This is a genomic window from Pseudomonas oleovorans subsp. oleovorans (assembly GCF_002197815.1).
Taxonomy (GTDB): Bacteria; Pseudomonadota; Gammaproteobacteria; order Pseudomonadales; family Pseudomonadaceae; genus Aquipseudomonas; species Aquipseudomonas oleovorans.
The window spans coordinates 47,201-65,771 of the sequence record NZ_NIUB01000022.1; the positions used below are offsets into that span (position 1 = coordinate 47,201).

An 18,571-nucleotide genomic window follows, 5' to 3' on the forward strand; every position below is an offset into this window, starting at 1 on the left:
CCACCCAATAGGAGACATACACCCAAGAAACCGTTCGAGGTAGTCGTGAAGAAAACTCTAGTCGGCCTTGCCGTTGCCCTCTCTGTTGCCAACGCACACGCATACAGCGATGCAGCGATGGCGAGCGCCGAAGGGCTTTCTGTCTTTGACCGCGTATACGAGGCTGGCAAGGCCCAGAGCGTTACCGGCAACGTCAAGTACCACAAGACCGAGCCAGCACCTGCTGCTGTCATCGATCTGTCGCTGGATGCTCCAGTGATTTCGGTGGAGGAAACAGAAACAGAGCGGCGCTATCGCGAGGTTCTGGCCGAGCTGGAGCAGAACCGCGCCAAGCTCGAATCTGCGCGTGCAGATGCTGAGCGCGTGGTTGAGAACGCCCAGGCAGAAGTCATTGCCAAGGCTAACGAGCGAGTCTCGATCCTCGAACAGCAGCGATCTGCTATCCACGGACAGCTCGCGCAGATCAAGGAGCAAGAGCAGCGTATCAATCAGGCTTTGGCGCTCAATGAAGCGGCCATGGCCGAGGCTGCGAAACTCAAAGATGAAGGCGCAAGTCAGGTTGCTTTCATCAAGCAGGAAAGCCAGCAAATTCTAATGATGGCCGAGAACAGTGCTGTGGCCATCGAGTCGGCAGCGAAGAAGCGCGTCCAGCTGGAGCGAATTGATCCAACCGTAGTTCTTAACGAGCCGGTCAAGGCCGAGTACCAGTCGGCCACGATGGAAGAAATCGCTCGCGGGATGATGCCGGCAGGCTGGCGTGTTGAGGTCGAGTTCAGTAATCGCCCTGAGCTGGCTGACCGCCGCTACCAGTTCATTTCCACCGACCCCCGTGACCTCGCGCTTCGGAAGCTCACCAGCTCCGTGCGTGATGCTCGCGTTCGTTTTGCCTACTTCTGGGATTTGACCGATGCCAACGGCAATCCCGCACCGATGCTTCTGATCACCGACCGAGACAAGTAAGGGACTCCCACAATGATGCCGAAACAATCACCGCTGGCCCTGGCTTTGTCTTTCGTTGCAGTCCTGAGTGGGTGCGCAAATCAGTTTGATATAGATGCTGAAACCCGCTATGGGGATTTGTCGCCGGGCAGGGAAGCCGCTATGCAGGCCGCCCGAGGCACAACCTTTGTGCGCGAGATTCGAACCGAAGACCTGGCTATGCAGCGCCCGATATTCCTGACGGCTCAGGGTATGTCGCTGCGATCTGTCCTCCAAGAAACCCTGCCGGGCTACTCCATCATCCCTAGCGGATCGGTCAACTTGAACGATCCGATCGATGTTGCCGCCCAGGGCATGACCCTCAAGGACCTCATCGACTACATCGAGGGTACGCGTGACCTCAATATCGAGTTAGACGGCAAGCGCGTAACAATTTCTGACTTCGAGACGAAACAGTGGAATCTCTCAGCGTTTGCCACGACTCGTAACATCAACAGCATGGTCACATCGAAGCAGTCTCGCGGTGCGCAGGCTGGCAATAATAGCTCCCAGACTGACAGCGATATTACTGGCTCCACCATTGGGGTGAATCTCAGCGAAGATGAGTGGCTGAGCATCATGGAGGGAGCCCGTCGCATTATCGGCGCACCTAAGCCTGATGATTCTTCCACTCAGAGTGGGCTTGGGGGCGCTGACAGTACCTCTGTTGGGCAGGGCAGCATGCCCTCCGGTGCCACTCGTATGCCGGACGGCAGCACTATGGTCGGCCTGAACTTCGGCCCATCTATGGAGCAGATTACCCGGCCTTTGAATGATGGCAGTCAAGCGTTCATTGAGGGCATTCGGTCGGTCGGCATCGTGACCGCTGGTGGCAAGCCTTCTCAGATGCGAATCCTAGATCGCTACCTCAAGAAAGCGGTTGCTGACGCGACCAAGATCGTGAACGTGTCGGTTAAGGCCTACGATGTTGTTCTGAAAGACGGCAAGCAGAAAGGCATCAACTGGGATGCGCTTAGCTTGGGCAGTATTTCGGGCAACACGTTTAATGTTGGGCTCGGTAATGCCTCTCAAATCCTAACTGGCGGCGGTTTTTGGAACATTACCGGGTCGTTCTCAGGCGACCGTGGTAATGCTGATGGCATCATCAGTCTGTTAGAAACCTTCGGACGAGTTGAACTCCAAGATCAGCCTAACCTGACTGTTCGCAATGGCGTGCCGGCTCAAATTTATGCCGGCGAGGAACTGACCTATATCTCTGACGTAGAGCAGAGCCAGGACGAAAGCGGAAACGTCACCGTAACGCCCAAGCTCGCACGGTTGAAGGTCGGCGTAACCCTGGCGGTGACAGTTCGCGTTCTGGAGGATGAGCGTCTTCTGGTTGATGTAACGCCCGTTATCGCAAACCTGAACTCGTTCGACACTATCCAAATCGGCGACTACAGCTTCGAAACCCCGCGTATCGCACTCAAAGAGTTCTCGACTCAACTGATCGTCAACTCCGGTGAGTCTATTCACCTCGGTGGTTTGATCACCGAAAAACTTGAGAACGCTCTTGAACAGCTGCCTTGGCAGAACAAGTTCACCAAGGCTGTCGTCAATCCGCTGTTCCAGAACATCAACAACCAGCTGGAGCGCCGCGAGCTGGTTCTGGTTGTCACTCCGACTGTGATCGAGGGTACTCGCTGATGGCTCGGTTCAGCCTCGGTAAACCGATAACAATCGGTGGCGAGGAAGTCGTTGTCGTTCGTGACGTTCTGGGCTCGCTGCAAGCGGATAAGGCATCGGAAACGTTTGCGATTGTGGAACCGCGAGGTGCTGATGGGCGCCCCGCGATATACGTGTCCGAGAACGATCTGACTCGCTTGCGCGACGACTATCCGGGCATGAAGGTCTACGGCCTTTGGCAGATTCTGTTTTACAACGATGCCGTTCGGATGGGGGCGCCGCTCGTAACGTTCCCGCTATCTGATTCAGGCGGTCTGTATCTGCTGATGGATGCGGTTGCGGACTTGCACTCGCCAGAGAGCATCGTTTCTTCTGGCGAGTACCTGAACGGCTACATCCCTGACAACTACGACGTTGACATAAAAACCGCCAACGTCATTCAGGTAGACCTACAGAATCTCAAGCTTCCGCCGCAGCCTGCGTATACGCGCATCGAGCAAAGCGGGAAATTGAAGGCTGAGAACAAGCGACGCTGGTTTGTTGTTGCGAGTCTTTGTGGGCTGATCATTGTCGGTGCAGCTGCCTCCAATTACGGGTTGCAGACTATCTACAAGAGCCGTATGGCCGACTATACGACCAAGAAGACTCTCATCGACGAACTTGATGGTCGAGTCAGGTCGTTAGCTGCTGAGCGGCTTATCACTCGGCCTGATGACTCTGTGATGTTGTCTCAGTTGTTCAAGTTCTTTGAGCTATATCCGCTGGCGAAGACTCCGCCCCTTACAGACGACATGAAGATTGGCTTTGCCGGGACGCATGTGCTTGTCACACCGCCCAAGGCGCCAGTCGATCCCGAAGCTGTGATTGCTGGTGCTGATTCGGAGCTTCAACCGGACCTTTCCTATTTGGTCACTTTGACGGAGCCGGACGGAACTGATGCGGCTCATTCAGATGGGGAGGGCGATCAATGAAGAAGCCATCAGTATCAGTTCTAAGCGGAATGAGCAGCGGGATGATTGCCGCCATTCTGGGAACTCTTGTGCTTTGTGTGTTTGGCACACTCAAGCTGGAGGCACGCCGAGAGCTTCCAAGCGACTACGACCGCCTTGATCGCAACATCCAGGAAGCCCAGGCGCTGATTTCTGATTACGTTGCTGCACCAGTTCTGCCCCCTCTTGAGGAATCGTGGCGCGAAGTTGCAGCTGCGCTGGAGTTGAATGGGCTCGAACTCAAGCCGGATGACGGAAGTATGGCCAACGGCTCAGTGAGCACTTACGAGGGGCCATTGAAGCACTGGGGCGGCATGGTTGATGGGGATGCAAAAACCATCCTGGCCGTGATCAAGAAGGTTCAGCAGACCGAGCCTGTCTACCTGCTCGACTACAGCATGGATGACGGCGAGTTCAAATTGTATTTGGCAGTTGTGGGTATCTGAGCATGAAGAAAGTAAGCGTATTCGCACTCGCTGTAGCGGCAACCATTTCGACCGGCGCCTTTGCTGAGGGGGCTGAGGATAGTTTGCTGTCCCGCAATCGAACTCTCCAAGAAATGGAGTTCAACAGAGACAAGCTCAAAATTCAGGCCGAAATGGCAAAGTCATTCAAGGACATGAGTGACGCCGGATTTATCGTGGATCAGCAGGGTGTCCCGAAGGGTATCGGTGACATGGAGCGCTTGGCCCTAGAGGTGCGCCGCAGAGGCGGGGCGCAGGCAAGCCAGGGATTCAATCCGTCCGATCCTTTCAATGGAGCCGATCCAGTCATTCCCATGCCTGCTGGCCAGGGGCTGTTTGGCGAGTCGGCATTCTCCGCCCCCTTGCCGGCGCCCGGTCTGCCTGCCGAGGCTGCTAAGCCCGCCGAGCCGGAACCTGAAAAGGTTGAGGTCGTAACAAAGCCTACCGAGCGAGAGAAGTCCGAGGGCAAGAAGCTACTGCGGCTGGTTGAGCTGCGCGGAAACAGTGCGTTGTTCTTCACCAATGAGGGCTTCCAGGAGGTCAAGGTGGGGGACAGCATCTATGACCAGAAACTCACCAAGCTTGGGGTGGATAACGCCACCTTGAAAGGTAAGGACGGTTCTCGCGTCGTTCGCATCGACTGGACCAAATCTGTGCGTTACGCGGACGACTGATCATGAACCCCAACACTGACAAAATCCGATTCGCGCAGGCCAAGGTCTACGAGCACCTTGTCAAACACGGCAAAGTCACGCCTCAAATTGCGGAGAGTCAGCCAGTCTCTGAGTCGATGCAATCGATCATCATTGACGCGATTCGAGTGGCCAAGGATGACGCTGCTGTTGCTGCGGCAGCGGCTGCGGCGCTGAACATGTTCAACCTGATTGTGCTGGAAGAAGGACTTCCCGTGCATTGTGCCGGCCCGCAGGATGGCTGGTTGGCATACAGTGACTACCTCTGCGTCACGAATCCGTTCGACTCGCAGATGGTGAGTAGCGCCACTGCTTGGGCTCGGCGAGAGGACATTGAAGTCCATTCTATTGCTGTCGTCTCCAATAGCTACCTCTCACAGATTCGAGCGGTACACGGTACAGACAGCAATGATCAGAGTGAGGCTGTCGATGACAAGCTGGCCTTACAGCAGGTAGAGGACCTGATCCGCCTTGCGGCTCAAATGGACGCGAGTGATGTTCACTTTGTCCCGAACCAATCGGACAAAGTGGACCTCCAGTTTCGTATCGACGGCATCCTCCGCGCTCAGAAGAAGATCGATCTTCCTCTCTACGAGACGATGGTCCGTGCCGTACTGGAGCAGCGCTGCCAAGTCCCTCTGCACAGCCTGGATCAGCAGGATGGCAAGTTCGAGCTGCAACTGGATAGCAACAAGTCGATCAACCTCCGGGTATCGACATTGCCGGTTAGTCGTCGCTCTGAAACCTCATCGAAGATGGTCATGCGTCTGCTTGGTAACAACACCAAGCTGGCCAACCTTGGTCGGTTGGGAATGTCGTCGTCCAACTACGACAAGCTGGTGCGGTTCGGGAACTACCCAAGCGGCCTGATCGTGATGACTGGCCCTACTGGTAGCGGTAAGACCACTGCGCTGTATGCCCAGCTCATTAACATGCAGAACACCAACCCCAACCGAAACTTCCACACGGTTGAGGACCCGGTTGAAATGCAGCAGCCGGGGATGAGTCACACCGAAGTCACAGACATTCTGACTTTCGCGAAGGCACTTCGCGCACTGCTTCGCCAGGACCCAGATGTGATCCTGGTTGGCGAAATGCGTGACGAAGAAACTGCCGAGCTTGGCTACAAAGCAGCAATGACTGGCCACCTCGTCTTGACCACCCTGCACACCAACAACGCTCATGAATCCATCGGTCGCTTGGAGCGAATGGGCATCGGTATCGACCTGATCGTCTCCAATACAACTGCGTTTTTGGCACAGCGCTTGGTTCGCTGCCTCTGCCCGCATTGCAAAGTCGAATACCGTTTACAGGACGATGCTGATCGACTCAAAAAGTACGGGCAGAACCCTGCATTCTCACGCGCCAAGGGTGAGACAAAGGTATTCAAGGCGAAGCTCGGCGGCTGCATCGAGTGCAATGCTACGGGCGAGAAAGGTCGGCACAGCATCATCGAAATTCTCGAAATGACCGCTGATGTTCAGGTAGCGCTTTTGAACGGGGCCAATCCTTCGATCCTCCGCCGCAAGCAGATCGCAGAAGGTTCGTTTGAAGACCTTTGGGATGACGGGCTACGCCTCATTGCGGAAGGCGTTATTGGATTCGATCAACTCGAAGCGCAGCTCAAGCCATACGAAGTGGATCGAGTTGAGGTGAATGCCCCCTTGGGTTCAGGGCAAGCTATTCCAGTTGCTGTTCGAGCCCCCGATTCTCGCCCATCGACCAGCGCTCAGCCGGACCTGACCACGCTTTAACGTTTGACCACCAGGAGAAAGACCATATGCAACAAGTAACTGTCGAGCAGGCGCAGCAGATGATCCAACCGGATCGGATGATGAAGGCCAAAAAGGGCCAGCAGGGTTTCACCCTTGTCGAGCTGGTTGTCGTACTTGCCATCCTCGCACTGATTATCGGTGTCATGTCCTCCGGCCTGTTCCAGTCCAAGGAAGATGCCAAGGTGCAGGCCGCGAAAACTCAGCTGCTCAAGGATTTCCCGAGCGCGATCACCCGGCTCGTCACCATGTCCAACAAGTGCAACAACACCACCATCACCTACGCCAAGATGGTAGAGCGCGGCGCTCCACAAGAAACCGTTTTTGGTGGCGCGTGGACTGTGGCCACTTCTGGTGGCAACACCGCGACCGTGACCTACCCGCTCGACCTGCAAGACACCGCCTTGGCCACCAGCTTGAAGGACTCGCTGGTAACTGCGCCAAACGTCAAGTCCGCAACTGGCACCGCTGCCCAAGTGGTAGTCGCCTACCGCTGCAACTAAGTTGGGTAACTGGGAATGGCTTACTTCGTAATCAAGCACATTGGTCCTGATGGCACCTTTCAGGCCAAGCCAATCGAAGCTCTGACCAGGGAGGAAGCCATTTCCAGGTCCGGCTTGCAAAGTCGGAACATCCATAGCGTTGAGGTGGATCACCTTGGCGCACTTCGGGCGGCGCTGACCGAGAAGCGCCTTCCCCTAACAGAACAAGTGCTCGCGCTTGTTACTGTTGCCTCCAAGCTCGAAGCCGGCAAAACCCCAGGTCGAGCTATCACGGAGGCCGTTGACCTTTCTAAGCTTGGCTTGGCTCAGGCAGACCTCAGCGGATGTGAGCGTCCATCGGACTATCTCAAGCTGATGCGTTTTGATGAGACAGCAATCCTCCTTGCGGATGCCGGCGACAAGGCGGGCAACCTTTCGGATTCCTTGAAGCGTGCTGCATCTGTACTGCGCGACCGCATGAAGACGAAAAAAGAGTTCGCAAAGCCGATGAAGACGGCTGCGATCAACTTCGTGGTGGGTGTGACTGCTGGAATCGGATTCCCAATCTTCGGCGGGAGCATGCTGCGAGAGTTCATCTACAAGCAGAAGTTCCCGATCACACCTACGTCGCTAAGTCATTTGCTGATGTGGCTCGAAAACTTCTACATGACCTACTGGCCAGTCATCGTGGGCTTGTTGGTCGCTGCATTCATTTTCCGAAACCAAGTTTGGGAAACCTGCCGTAGATGGCCGGTTTTCAATCTGTTCGATGACCGTCTGCGCTGTAAGAGGGGTTTGGAGTTCGTTCAAACCTATCAGCTTTTAACGGCCTCTGGATTTACGACGCCCCAGGTGTTGCGGTTCATGCTGGAGCGTTCCAAGGGTCGCCACCGCGTCTTGTATGAAGAAGCTCTGGAGCGCAACAAAGAAGGTCGCGAACTGGGATTGGTATTCGATAGCGAGGAATGGCCTCAGATCATCCAGCAGAACCTAAAGGGCTTCGAGCAGCAAAACATTGATGGCCGTGGCCGGATTCTCTCCAACCTCTCCGAAGCGCTGACGGAAATGTTCATCCAGTATTCGGAGAAGATCGCCACAAGCATGTCTCGGGGCGCGATGGCGGTTCTCATCAGCTCGATCCTACTGTTCGCACTCGGCTTCTATGTGCCGATGATGACCATGCGGATGAGCATGTGATGAGAGCGCAGCAAGCTGGTTTTACTGCAATCGAAATGGTGGTGGTCCTCGCGATCATCGCCATCATTCTGGCATTCATGCTGCCGGTGATTGCTGAGCCGATTGAGCAGGCAAAAATCAGAGGTGCAGTTTCTCAGGCGAAAGAAATCGTCGCGGCCTGCAATGTTGCGCGGGTATCTCCAGCGTCTACATCGCGTAACGCCACCACATTGGTCGTCTCCAGTACATACGGCCCTGGCTATAGCGCGTGGACCGCTGTGTCGGTCCTCAAAGGCCTTCTGTCTTCCGATTACGTGATCCCCGACGAGAACCCCTTCGGCAACCCGTACTACTTCAAGATGACAGACAAGTCCTGCACCGTCGCTGTTGAGTTGAATCGGACTGTAGATGGGTGGGAGGGCTATGACCTGGAAACAGCAGGCACCAAATCTCGAATTATCGTCGCGACACCTGCCCGCAGCACAGCTGGGCCGGCTTGGGTGCAGCATCAGAAACGGCTTTTGACTGGCGAGTCCATTCGCTGAGGGAAGTGAGGTTCAAAATGAAAATGTCCAAGGCTCGGAAGCAAGCAGGTTTCACGCTTATTGAGTTGGTTGTGGTCATGGCGGTCATGGCGCTTATCGCCGCCCTGATGACTCCGAACATGATGGAGGAACTGAACCTGCGTCGGGCCAACCTTACAGCGGAAGACACCACGGCAATACTCGACGCGGCGAGAAGTTATCGAGTGGCTACTGCATCTTGGCCGGGCGGCGTCCCCTGCTCAACCGCCATCAGCGTCCTTAAAACGGGTGGCTACCTCGGCGCCATGAGCACCGACAACCGCTACAACAACCCAATCACAACATCTTGCGATGCAAGAACTTTCAGTGTTGTCCAGTCAGCCGTTAAGGACTGGGATGGCTATCTGGTGAACAGTATTGCCGGAACGGAAATCACCGCCGCAGCGACGAACACAATCAGATCGACGATTGGTGTGCCGGGCAGCGAGCCCGCGCTGAGAAACAAACTGACGCGTGTTGATACTGGTAATCCAGAGGATAACCGCATGCGCACCACCCTCTTGATGGGCGGCCAGCAGATCAACGAAGCAGGCAACATCAACTTCTCCCAGGCAAATCCGACTTTAAGCGCCCAGTCAGGAAGCTTAACGCTGAGTGCGCAGAATGGTCAGGTGATTATCCCGGCAGGGCAGACCCTCACTGTAGATGACGTGGTGGTGCGTTCTAGAGGCAACCGCCGCCTCTCGGCTAGCCTGCCCAATTTCGTCCACATAGGTACTTATATCGTTCGAGATGGCTGGCTTGTTCAGCAGCCCACTTGCGCAGCAGGCGGAGTTCCCAAAGGGGCTCTCCGTCCAGCCGCAATGCGAGGCGGATATTCGGGTTCGTATGATCCGGCTTTCGTTGGTCGTTATGGTTTCAACTACCGGCTCACACCAGTAGGCGCCTACTGGAGCGTGACAGCTGTAGCGGAGGGGTACGCAGTTGACTACGCGAACCTCGACTCGCTTGTTGATGTTTTCTGCTACTACCCAACCTGAGATTTCGTAATGCCCTATTCGGTGGTCATAGCTAAGCCAACTAAGGAGTGCAATGCTGATTGCACTTACTGCTCTGCGCCACCAGATGGGGCGGCACGCTGGTCCCTAGATAATTTCAAGACGATCTTGAACCGCCTCCAGGGAAACCTGACGCCGCAGGTAGATTGGATTTGGCACGGCGGGGAGCCGATGCTCATGGGGCCTGAGTATTTCCGCGCATGCGCGGAATACGCCAAATCCCAAGGCGTGAATCTGAACTTTGCCATCCAGACCAATCTGCTGGGCTACAACTCAGGTCGCTGGAGGGGTGTTTTCGAAGAAGTCTTCGGCGGACGAATCTCAACCAGTTTCGACCCATACAAGAAATACAGGACCGTGAAGGGGAAGGCCGAGACATACGACCGCATGTTCTGGCGGGCGATGGATGAAGTCATTGCTGACGGCTTTCGCCCATTGGTAATTGGGGTCTATGACGAGGGCGCTGCTGATCGCGCAGCGATTATGTTTGACCGCGCCAATGCCTACGGAAATTTCGGATTCGACATTCGCTTCAATTACGCCTACCCCGCAGGTCGGGTGCGTAACGCCGGCATGCTGATTCAGCCTCAGACCTATGGGCAGATGCTCATTGACCTCTATAACCGCTGGATCAGTGAGGTCCCGAGCTTCAACATTACTCCGCTAGATCAGATGCTTTCGAAGGTTGCGGGCTTCCGAGCACTTCTTTGCCCATGGACAAAATCCTGTGGTGGCAAATTCCTGACCATCGACCCTGACGGCACCGTTTTCAATTGCTCGGAGTTCAGTGATCTTGGGGACCCGGCGCATCGTTTTGGGAACATCCTAACCGGAGCTGTCCAGGTGGCAGCCCAGCCAGTGCAGGTCCAGTATTACTCTGGGGCTGACGTGGTTCCTGCTCTGGCGTCTTCGCCGGCCTCACGCGAGATTATCCAACGAAGCCGCAATGTCCCCCCGGACTGCAAGACCTGCCGGCACTTTCAAGAGTGCCAGGGCGGCTGCGCCCGCGACGCCGTGCTGTTCGAGCGCGGAATGGGGGGGAAGTTTGCCTACTGCCAGTCGTGGAAGATGGTCTTTGATCGGCTCAAAGAGTCGGTGCTAACGGGCGAAGCTGACCGAGTGCTCTACCGGCTAGGTATTGACCCGGTTGCTGCTCGATACAGGCTACAAGCTGGGCAGGGTGCTGCCTAATGTTGACCGTGTACCTCAAGCCCACGAACTACTGCAATGTGGGTTGCGACTTCTGCTATTTGCCCGAGGATGTTCGGGCCAACAAAGCACGCATGTCTGCTGACACCCTTGATGCGACGCTAGAGTTAATTCACGACCTTGCCCTGCGCGAAGGGCATGATCGCATTGCCATCCTCTACCATGGCGGTGAGCCGCTAAGCTTGAACGCTGATGCGTTGACTTGGTACTCCGACAGAGTGAGAGAAGGCCTCGGTCGGTTTGAGGTCCAGGAGGCTATTCAGACGAGCCTTATCCCGCTTCGCGAGAGCCATATCGGCTTCATCAAAGATCGATGCGATTCCTTTGTTGGATCATCCCTGGACTTCACAGGACGCACGCTCAACGGCTCCAATGAGAGGTACGTTGACCTCTGGTTGCGCAAAGTGGATTTAGCCCGGAGCAACGGCATCGCAGTAGGACCGATCATGGTGCCCACCACGAACGAGACTGCAAACCCCGCAAAGGTCTATGAGTGGTTCAAAGGGCATGGGTTCGAGCAATTCAACATCGAGCGTTACAACGCCTATGGGGCGGGTGCTGACCGCCCTGACAATCGTCAACATAGCGATTTCCTGAAAGCGCTTTTTGATTTGGCAATGGCAGACATTGCAGCTGGCAGGCCATTCGTGGCTAACAACGCTGTGGCGGCTTCGATTGGCGGCGTGCTTCATGGTCAGCCCGGTGAGCGCTGGGGCGGAAAGTGCCAGCGAGATTTCCTCGTCGTGAACCCAGACGGGTCACTCAATACTTGCCCTGATCGTATCGAGTACGAGCAAGGGCAGTGGCCGAAGGCGCAGGACGGGATCGATGCCTTTCAGGCAAGCCCTGTGCGCAGGAGCTGGATCAAAGTCCAGATGATCGAGCATGTGGCTAATCACTGCCAGACGTGCCCATTCCGAAGCTTCTGCAAGTCCGGGTGCCCGATCACTGATCATCAGGTACATACCGGCAGCGGCGAGTGCGCTGGCTACCGCTCTCATCTGCACCATGTACAAGCTTATGTGAGCACTCCCATTGGGAGGCAGCATGCGTCGGCATACCTCGCCGCAGCAGGACACATTGCATTCGACCCCTACACATACGGAATGGAGCGCGTCCGTTGATTCAGGCCGGCAAAGAGTTCGATCAGATGATTTATGTGCGCCTCATCGAGGCGTGCAACTTGCACTGTGAGCATTGTTTCATCCCGAACAATCCGAAGCGGATGCAATGGTCGGACATAGAGGCTATTCCCCAGCGCATTCGTGGTTTTGCAGCGCCAGGGCAGACTCTCCTGTTTCAGTTTCACGGTGGAGAGCCGACCCTTGTGGGTGCGGAGTTTCTTCGCAAGGTCTGCGTTTACCTCCGAACCGAGCTGTCGGACTATGAGGTGCAGTTCAGCATCCAGACCAACCTCATGAATTTTGACCTCCGTTGGGCCGAGCTGTATCGAGAGTTCTTCGGTGGTCAGGTTGGTGTTTCGTGGGATCACCGCATCCGCCTGATGCGCAAGGGGCGCCCTGAATCCAATGCCGAATTCGAGAAGGCGTTCTGGAAGCACGTAGTTGAGTTGCAACAGCAGGGCCTTTCCCCTTACATGGTCATCACGACGACTAGACCTTTGCTTGAGCGATTCAAGAATCCCCGCGAGCTAATCGACTTTCTCCTTGAGAAAGGAATCAGTCTTGTGCATTTCGAGCGCTTGACCAAAACGGGGTACGCGATCAGCAATTGGCACTGGCTGGGTGTTTCCAACCGTGAGTACAGCACTTGGATAGGCCGTTTTGCTGTAGCCTACATGCGCTTTGTGCGGGAGGAACGCAGTGGCAAACAGCCGCTGAACATTTCCCCTCTCGACGGGCTCATCGAAAGTGTCCGCAGGCTTCGAGCAGGCAAGGCCGGGGGGTACGGATGTTTGTCGGGGAAGTGCGATACGCGCTTCCATACTTTTGATCAGACGGGTTACTACGCGGCGTGTACAGCTCTCACATCCGAAGTTAGCAATCGGAATGCAGTAGGCGCGGCAGTTGTTGATACGGCAGGTCTAAGCGAGACAAGGCAGGTTAGGCAAATGAGTTGCCTTGACTGCCGGTTTAAGCCGATCTGCTCTAGCGGGTGTATGGCAACACCTAAGACAGACGAGTCCGGGGAGTGTTCCGGGGGCTATCAGGCGTTCAAATTACTGAATGCCTGTTTGGCCTCGGCTGAGAGCCCTAGCCTCATAGCTGTTGCAGGGTGAATCGATGGCCTCCGGGTCACATTGAACAGGAGAAGGGGTATGAAGGGTAAGGCCGTAAACCGCGTGCTCGTCGGTTTGGCTGTAAGTGCTGCTGTGTTCGCACAGCACTCTCAGGCATCGACCAAGATCACGCTCGACAAAACAGTTGCCGAGCTGGCTTCGGATGCCGAAATCAAGCGTTACCGTGCGATGTTGGAACTGAATCCCATCAAGCCGGTGGTCGATCAGTACCAGGATGCACTCCAGAACTTGGTGGTCGATAAGGAGCCGATGGGCATCGACAACCTGCTTCTGGCTGCCACTGCCACAGCTAAGGACCGAGACTCGACGAATGTCGGGGCCTGGGGCTACTGCCACACCGCATGCCATGGCGCTTGCCATGGTGCTTGCCATGGCTCTCGCGGCTGGAGGTAACGAGCTATGACAGCGATTATCGGTGACGCCCTGATGGGGGAAGCCCCCGCCGAGGAAGTGTCGGTACAGCCCGAGCAACCGTTCGTGGTTGGTAAAACAGCGTCTGAGTTGGATGCTGTTTTCCAGGCGCAATCCGAGGCTATCAAAGCCGACCCTGGCTTGAAGTTCGAGCGCACTGTTCACTACGCCTTGGTCGAATGCGACACCGAGTTGCAGCGCATCCCCCTCGATGCACTCTCGCTGGGTTTGAGTGTGCGTGCGAGCCAAGACGACCCTGACGCCCTCGACGAAAATTTCATTTTCAGCCTGCTGCTCGCAACAGGCACGCTGAGCCGCTGCACTATCGACGTTGGTCCAAACTGCACTGTTGATCCTCAGCTCGTCCTGAATGAGGCAGAGGCACAAGGGCTCAATGTCCGCTTGATGCTGCCACCGTCCCCCGAAACGGTTGATGCAGTTGTCAGCTACGTTGATCGCCTGGAGTCCTACTCGGCGCTATGGCTGAGCATGAGCAGCGGCAATTTCAGCCTTACGCCTCTCGACGGCTATCTCGAATACAAGTTCTCCGTCGCGCTCGGCCATACCCCGAAGGAAATCACCAACAACCGCGAAATGAAGCTCCTATTCACCGACGAAGTGCCGGTGGAGGTCATGGACTACATCAAGGCTAGGCTCGATCAGGTGATTGAGCGCGAGCTGGGCGGTGACGACTTCTTCGTGTCTGAGGCGCAAAAGCTCGGCGGCGCGCTCCGCCTGAAAGAAGCCGAGCTTCGTGAGGCGCGCAAAAGGATGCTGGAAGAAGAACTGGATGCCAGGACGCCAGTTCCGAACCTCATTCGCGCAACGAGCAAGATGACTGGCCTTTCTATTCCTGATGCTGCTGGGCTCATCTACGAGTTGAAGAACAGTTTCCACTCTGTTCTGGACAAGTACCTGCCCAAAGAAGCCGACGAGAGCCTTGAGGACTACACCCCGAGCCGCGCTCAGAAGGCTTTTGCTCACAACCTAGTCAGCGCATTGGGCGGTGCCTTTGGTGGGGCTGATGGCTTACTGGGGGCGTGGGATCAGCTTAGCGCCAAATCACAGCTCAAGCAGCTGGTTGACTTAGACAGGGGAGCGGTCGAGCCTTCTCCCTCTGCTCGCGGCGCAGCTGAGGTGATAGGCGTGGACGGCAAAGTTGCGGCTCTGGCGGCAGCCGAGTTTGTTGGCATGCTGGGTTCCATCCTGAAAGCAGGCGGGGCAATCAGCGAGATAGGTCTGGAGAAACCTCAGCCTGTGGCTGAGCCAGTATCTGTTCAGCCGGCCAGCAACATCATTGCTGTTGGCTGACGGTACTGCGCTCGGCTAATCGAGCGCTCCGAGGTGGTATGGACACGAAAGAGGCAGTTGGCTTCATCAACGTAACTCGGCAATGCAATGTCGATTGCAAGCGCTGTTATTTGACCGAGGCCCACCGGGCTGCGAAAGAGCGCCTGCCGTTGCCAACCCTTGAGCGCTTCCTGGATTCTGGTTTCTGGCTTGGGAGGCCCGTCACCCTCATATGGGAGGGTGGCGAGCCATCTGTGGTTGGGCAAGCGGCCATGAAGGCCTATTGCGACACTGCACGCAGCGCCTTGAGTCATGCGCACCAGACCATGGTGACGAATTGCTTTAACGTGTCCAGCTGGCTGATCGATCTTGCTCACGACGAGTTTGAGGGCAGGGTCGAAACTACATACGCATTCGCCCACAAGTATTCCCTCTCGGGCGATGCAGCTCACTATCAGCGCAAGTTCCTATCGGGCCTCAATGCGTTCTGGGATGCAGGGGTCGAATGCCCTGTAAACGTTGAGCTGAACATAGAAACGATTCAGGCCGGTCCAGCAGCACTTGCCGCGGTCATTCTCGGCTCCAAATGCCGGGTCTGGGAGTTCGACGTTTCGGTAGATTTCCGCTCTTTTTTGTCGGCGCCGGCCTATGCCGCTTCAAGTGTTCCTCTGCTGCCCCTTACAGCAAGCTACGCGCAAGTCTGGGATTTCTTGATGCGCTTGCAGGCTGAGTGGGGGGCGGCATTCCAAGATCAAGGTATTGTGATTGGTGCGTTTCACCAGCAAGTCGGGCAGCCAAACAACCAGTTTAACGTTGCTTGCGAGAGCCGCTTCCTGACGCTTAATCCTGACGGGACAGTTACCACAAACCCTTTGTACTCCGACCTCGGCGGCACATTCCTAGGGAACGTCAATGAAGGAGGTATGGAGCCCATCCTCTTGTCATCGCGTCGTAAAGCAAGGGTCATGGCCGACAGGGCGCGCACTACGCCCTGTCGCAACTGCATTCACGCGCATTACTGCAAGGGCGGCCCCTCGCACGTCCCGGTGAGTGACGGTTCAGGCGAATGCGCAGGTGGACGCTCAATGTGGGACAAGATTCTGGAGCGAAGCTGTGCATAAGGCTCGGACTGTCAATCAAGCAAACGTGAGCATCACCGCAACGAGGTGGTGTAACAGGCGCTGCACCCACTGCTACATCGATCCGAAAGAGCTGGCCAATCGCTCTTTCATGCAGCCAGAGACTTTCAAGTCAATTTTCCCGCGCATGCGCGAGTTGCTGGCGCTGGACAAGGGGCTTGAAGAAATCGAGTGGGAGCTGATTGGGGGGGAGATTACCAGCTTGCCGGTCGAGTATTGGCAGGAGAACCTTCCATTCGCACTGGACCAATGCGCTGACTTCAATAAGGTGCTCAAGACGCCGGGCTCGATCAACGTGCTCTCTAACCTCATCTTCGCTGATGAGAAACGGCGGAGTGATTACCTTGACCTGTTCGCTAAATATGGCGACAGACAGGAAATGTGCCTGTACACCTCCTGGGAGCCTGAGACTAACCGCTTCGGAAAGAACATGGCTTTGTTCGACCGCTGGAAAGAAACGGTCAGAGAAGCTGGCGTCCGTCAAAAAATTCTAGATGTGATCCTCACGCGGACAGTCGTTGACCTTGGCCCGGAGTATCTGCTGGAGACTTTCCTGCCGCTTGGGATCAAGGACTTCTCAATCAAGATGATTAGTCCGTTCGGGTCTGGTCGGACATTCTGGCAACCGAATATGGTGGAATTCGAGAGGATGAGTGATTACCTCATTCGCCTTTTCGACATGGTGCCCGAGGGCATCACATTCACGCCTGCGGATGAAATGAGCGGTGCGGTGTTCAGGGGGACAAGCTATCAGTGCATTGGAAACTTCCGTTACGACCTAGCGATTGAGCCGGACGGGCTGACTACGTTCAATGCCAACCAGACAACCGACGAGGCATCGCTGGGTTCGGGGCTCATCTACCTGGATGATCCAGATTGGAGCTGGAAGGTCTTGAGTGACAACACTCAGGAGCTGGATAACAAGCTATCCGCGTACCACGATTACTGTTTCCAGTGCGAGTTTCATTCCTCCTGTGCTGGGGGCTGGTATCACTACCGAACCGCTGCGCCGGAGGATGTACGTGCCTGGGATGCGGGTGACTGTCCTGGCTACAAGAAGCTTTGGACCAAGATCAAGAACAAGTACGGCGCATTCGACCGCCCGGTTCAGGTTCACCGTGAAGAAATGTCCAGGCTCCGCAGCGAGCGCAATTCTGTAACGCGCTCTACGAGCCTTTCCCTGGAGCCGACTGATGACTCTCTTTCTCATGCCCAGTGGCTAAAGCAGGTCGCAGGTAACGAGGTCCAGCTTCTTGCAGGGGAGGGTATGGGCAAGCCCCTCGTTCAACGGATGTGGGCGTATCAGGCAGTAGGTTGCCGCATGCTTTTGACCGAAGCAGAGTTTGTGAGGCTCACAGACAGTGAACAGCGCACCGTTGTAGAGCATCTGGTGTACGACGATTTCTTTGCCTTGTCACTGGGTGAGGGAGCCGTATGGAGCTGGTGCGAACGAAACCCGGCTGACCCTCTCGCCAATCTGCTGGTTGCTGGAGCGCAAGCGGTTGAGTCAGGGCATGTAGGAGAAAGCTTGATTGCTGCTGGGCACAACACGGAACTTCTGCGCTGGGTGATCCAGAATCCAAGGCGTGGGCATGACGCTGCGGACCTGGCTGATGCCGATCCGGTTATTAGAGCGTGTGCGTTGCGGTTAAGAACCGAGGCGCGCTTTAGCGGCGCCGCAAGTAGTGGTGAAGCGGTTGAGAGGGTACGGGCGGCGCGATAATTCGCTACCGCCTCGGCTCTGAAAATAGCCACCAAAACCCAGCAGCAATCGCTGGGATAATCAGAGTCACGCGGGCTATGGCCATGGCCTGAGATTGGCTTGAGTCAATAAGAAGCAGCCCTGTCCCTGCAATTGTCACCCCCATCGTGCTCTCCCGCAGCCGTATCGCCAATGTGCGCCGCGATTACCTGCACAAGACTTCAACGACCATCAGCAAGAACCACGCGATGGTGTGCATCGAAGACTTGAAGGTTAGCAACATGAGCGCTTCGGCAGCCGGCACGGCTGAACAGCCAGGGCGCAACGTGAAGGCCAAGGCTGGCCTTAACAAAGCGATTCTCGATCAGGGATGGTTCGAGTTTCGCCGCCAGCTGGACTACAAGCTGGCCTGGAAGGGTGGATGGCTCATCGCTGTGCCTGCCCACAACACCAGCCGTACCTGCCCTTGCTGCGGTCACGTCAGCCAGGACAATCGCAAGACTCAGGCGCAGTTCTTGTGCGTGCGGTGCGGCTATGCGAACAACGCTGACGTGGTGGGCGCAATCAACGTGCTGCGCCGTGGCGAGGCACACCTGAGCAACGAAGGGCTGGACTTAGCCCGGTTCGCCTGTGAAGTGAACGGTGCGGTCATGCCGTCAGCAGCAGGAACCTGTTAGCCGAGCAAACGGCTAACGCCTGTAAAGGAATCCCCCTCCTGAGCGGACACCGCGAAGGTGGGGGAGGATGTCAAACCGTCTCAAACGGTGCCTTCTGGGTTGCACTATCAGGTATGAAGATC

17 protein-coding genes and 1 pseudogene are annotated in these 18,571 nt (G+C 56.0%); all 18 read left to right on the forward strand.

Features of this window, described 5'->3' with window-relative positions; genetic code table 11:
- The first annotated feature begins 45 nt into the window (after nucleotides 1–45).
- The gene (locus PSOLE_RS14370) at nucleotides 46–960 is read left to right on the forward strand and encodes a hypothetical protein (RefSeq protein ID WP_042920487.1); all 915 of its coding nucleotides are present in this window, start codon (nucleotides 46–48) and stop codon (nucleotides 958–960) included.
- Between the two features lie 12 nt (nucleotides 961–972).
- Nucleotides 973–2,625, forward strand: a complete 1,653-nt coding sequence (locus tag PSOLE_RS14375; protein WP_074858354.1) for a type II secretion system protein GspD — start codon at nucleotides 973–975, stop codon at nucleotides 2,623–2,625.
- On the forward strand, nucleotides 2,625–3,575 hold the full coding sequence (locus PSOLE_RS14380) for a hypothetical protein (protein WP_074858358.1): 951 nt from the start codon (nucleotides 2,625–2,627) through the stop codon (nucleotides 3,573–3,575). Before PSOLE_RS14375 ends, PSOLE_RS14380 begins: the two co-directional genes overlap by 1 nt.
- Before the next feature lie 41 nt (nucleotides 3,576–3,616).
- On the forward strand, nucleotides 3,617–4,039 hold the full coding sequence (locus PSOLE_RS14385) for a hypothetical protein (RefSeq protein WP_020307559.1): 423 nt from the start codon (nucleotides 3,617–3,619) through the stop codon (nucleotides 4,037–4,039).
- A gap of 2 nt (nucleotides 4,040–4,041) precedes the next feature.
- Entirely contained in the window at nucleotides 4,042–4,731 is a 690-nt protein-coding gene (locus PSOLE_RS14390; RefSeq protein WP_045633431.1) for a hypothetical protein, read from the forward strand.
- 2 nt (nucleotides 4,732–4,733) lie between these two features.
- The gene (locus PSOLE_RS14395; protein ID WP_074858361.1) at nucleotides 4,734–6,503 is read left to right on the forward strand and encodes a GspE/PulE family protein; all 1,770 of its coding nucleotides are present in this window, start codon (nucleotides 4,734–4,736) and stop codon (nucleotides 6,501–6,503) included.
- Between the two features lie 26 nt (nucleotides 6,504–6,529).
- Nucleotides 6,530–7,024 carry a prepilin-type N-terminal cleavage/methylation domain-containing protein gene (locus tag PSOLE_RS14400; protein WP_083393738.1) on the forward strand — a complete coding sequence of 165 codons (495 nt, stop codon included), beginning with the start codon at nucleotides 6,530–6,532 and terminating at the stop codon, nucleotides 7,022–7,024.
- A gap of 15 nt (nucleotides 7,025–7,039) precedes the next feature.
- Nucleotides 7,040–8,200, forward strand: a complete 1,161-nt coding sequence (locus tag PSOLE_RS14405) for a type II secretion system F family protein (protein WP_020307563.1) — start codon at nucleotides 7,040–7,042, stop codon at nucleotides 8,198–8,200.
- The gene (locus PSOLE_RS14410) at nucleotides 8,200–8,724 is read left to right on the forward strand and encodes a type II secretion system protein (RefSeq protein ID WP_020307564.1); all 525 of its coding nucleotides are present in this window, start codon (nucleotides 8,200–8,202) and stop codon (nucleotides 8,722–8,724) included. The genes PSOLE_RS14405 and PSOLE_RS14410 overlap by 1 nt, the downstream gene beginning before the upstream one ends.
- Before the next feature lie 17 nt (nucleotides 8,725–8,741).
- On the forward strand, nucleotides 8,742–9,743 hold the full coding sequence (locus PSOLE_RS14415) for a type II secretion system protein (protein WP_020307566.1): 1,002 nt from the start codon (nucleotides 8,742–8,744) through the stop codon (nucleotides 9,741–9,743).
- A gap of 126 nt (nucleotides 9,744–9,869) precedes the next feature.
- Entirely contained in the window at nucleotides 9,870–10,952 is a 1,083-nt protein-coding gene (locus PSOLE_RS14420) for a radical SAM protein (protein ID WP_244597304.1), read from the forward strand.
- A complete protein-coding gene (locus PSOLE_RS14425; RefSeq protein WP_020307569.1) occupies nucleotides 10,952–12,094 on the forward strand; it encodes a radical SAM protein in 1,143 nt (380 codons plus the stop codon). The genes PSOLE_RS14420 and PSOLE_RS14425 overlap by 1 nt, the downstream gene beginning before the upstream one ends.
- On the forward strand, nucleotides 12,091–13,209 hold the full coding sequence (locus PSOLE_RS14430; protein WP_020307570.1) for a radical SAM protein: 1,119 nt from the start codon (nucleotides 12,091–12,093) through the stop codon (nucleotides 13,207–13,209). The genes PSOLE_RS14425 and PSOLE_RS14430 overlap by 4 nt, the downstream gene beginning before the upstream one ends.
- A 39-nt stretch (nucleotides 13,210–13,248) precedes the next feature.
- Nucleotides 13,249–13,623 (forward strand): hypothetical protein, encoded by a 375-nt coding sequence (locus tag PSOLE_RS14435; protein WP_020307571.1) that lies wholly within the window; start codon nucleotides 13,249–13,251, stop codon nucleotides 13,621–13,623.
- Between the two features lie 6 nt (nucleotides 13,624–13,629).
- Entirely contained in the window at nucleotides 13,630–14,952 is a 1,323-nt protein-coding gene (locus tag PSOLE_RS14440) for a hypothetical protein (protein ID WP_020307572.1), read from the forward strand.
- Nucleotides 14,953–14,990: 38 nt separating this feature from the next.
- Nucleotides 14,991–16,052 carry a hypothetical protein gene (locus PSOLE_RS14445; RefSeq protein WP_074858366.1) on the forward strand — a complete coding sequence of 354 codons (1,062 nt, stop codon included), beginning with the start codon at nucleotides 14,991–14,993 and terminating at the stop codon, nucleotides 16,050–16,052.
- A gap of 25 nt (nucleotides 16,053–16,077) precedes the next feature.
- Nucleotides 16,078–17,793, forward strand: a complete 1,716-nt coding sequence (locus tag PSOLE_RS14450) for a radical SAM protein (RefSeq protein ID WP_244597303.1) — start codon at nucleotides 16,078–16,080, stop codon at nucleotides 17,791–17,793.
- A gap of 158 nt (nucleotides 17,794–17,951) precedes the next feature.
- Nucleotides 17,952–18,449: pseudogene (locus PSOLE_RS14455) on the forward strand (RNA-guided endonuclease InsQ/TnpB family protein); the annotation flags it as partial.
- Nucleotides 18,450–18,571: the final 122 nt, after the last annotated feature.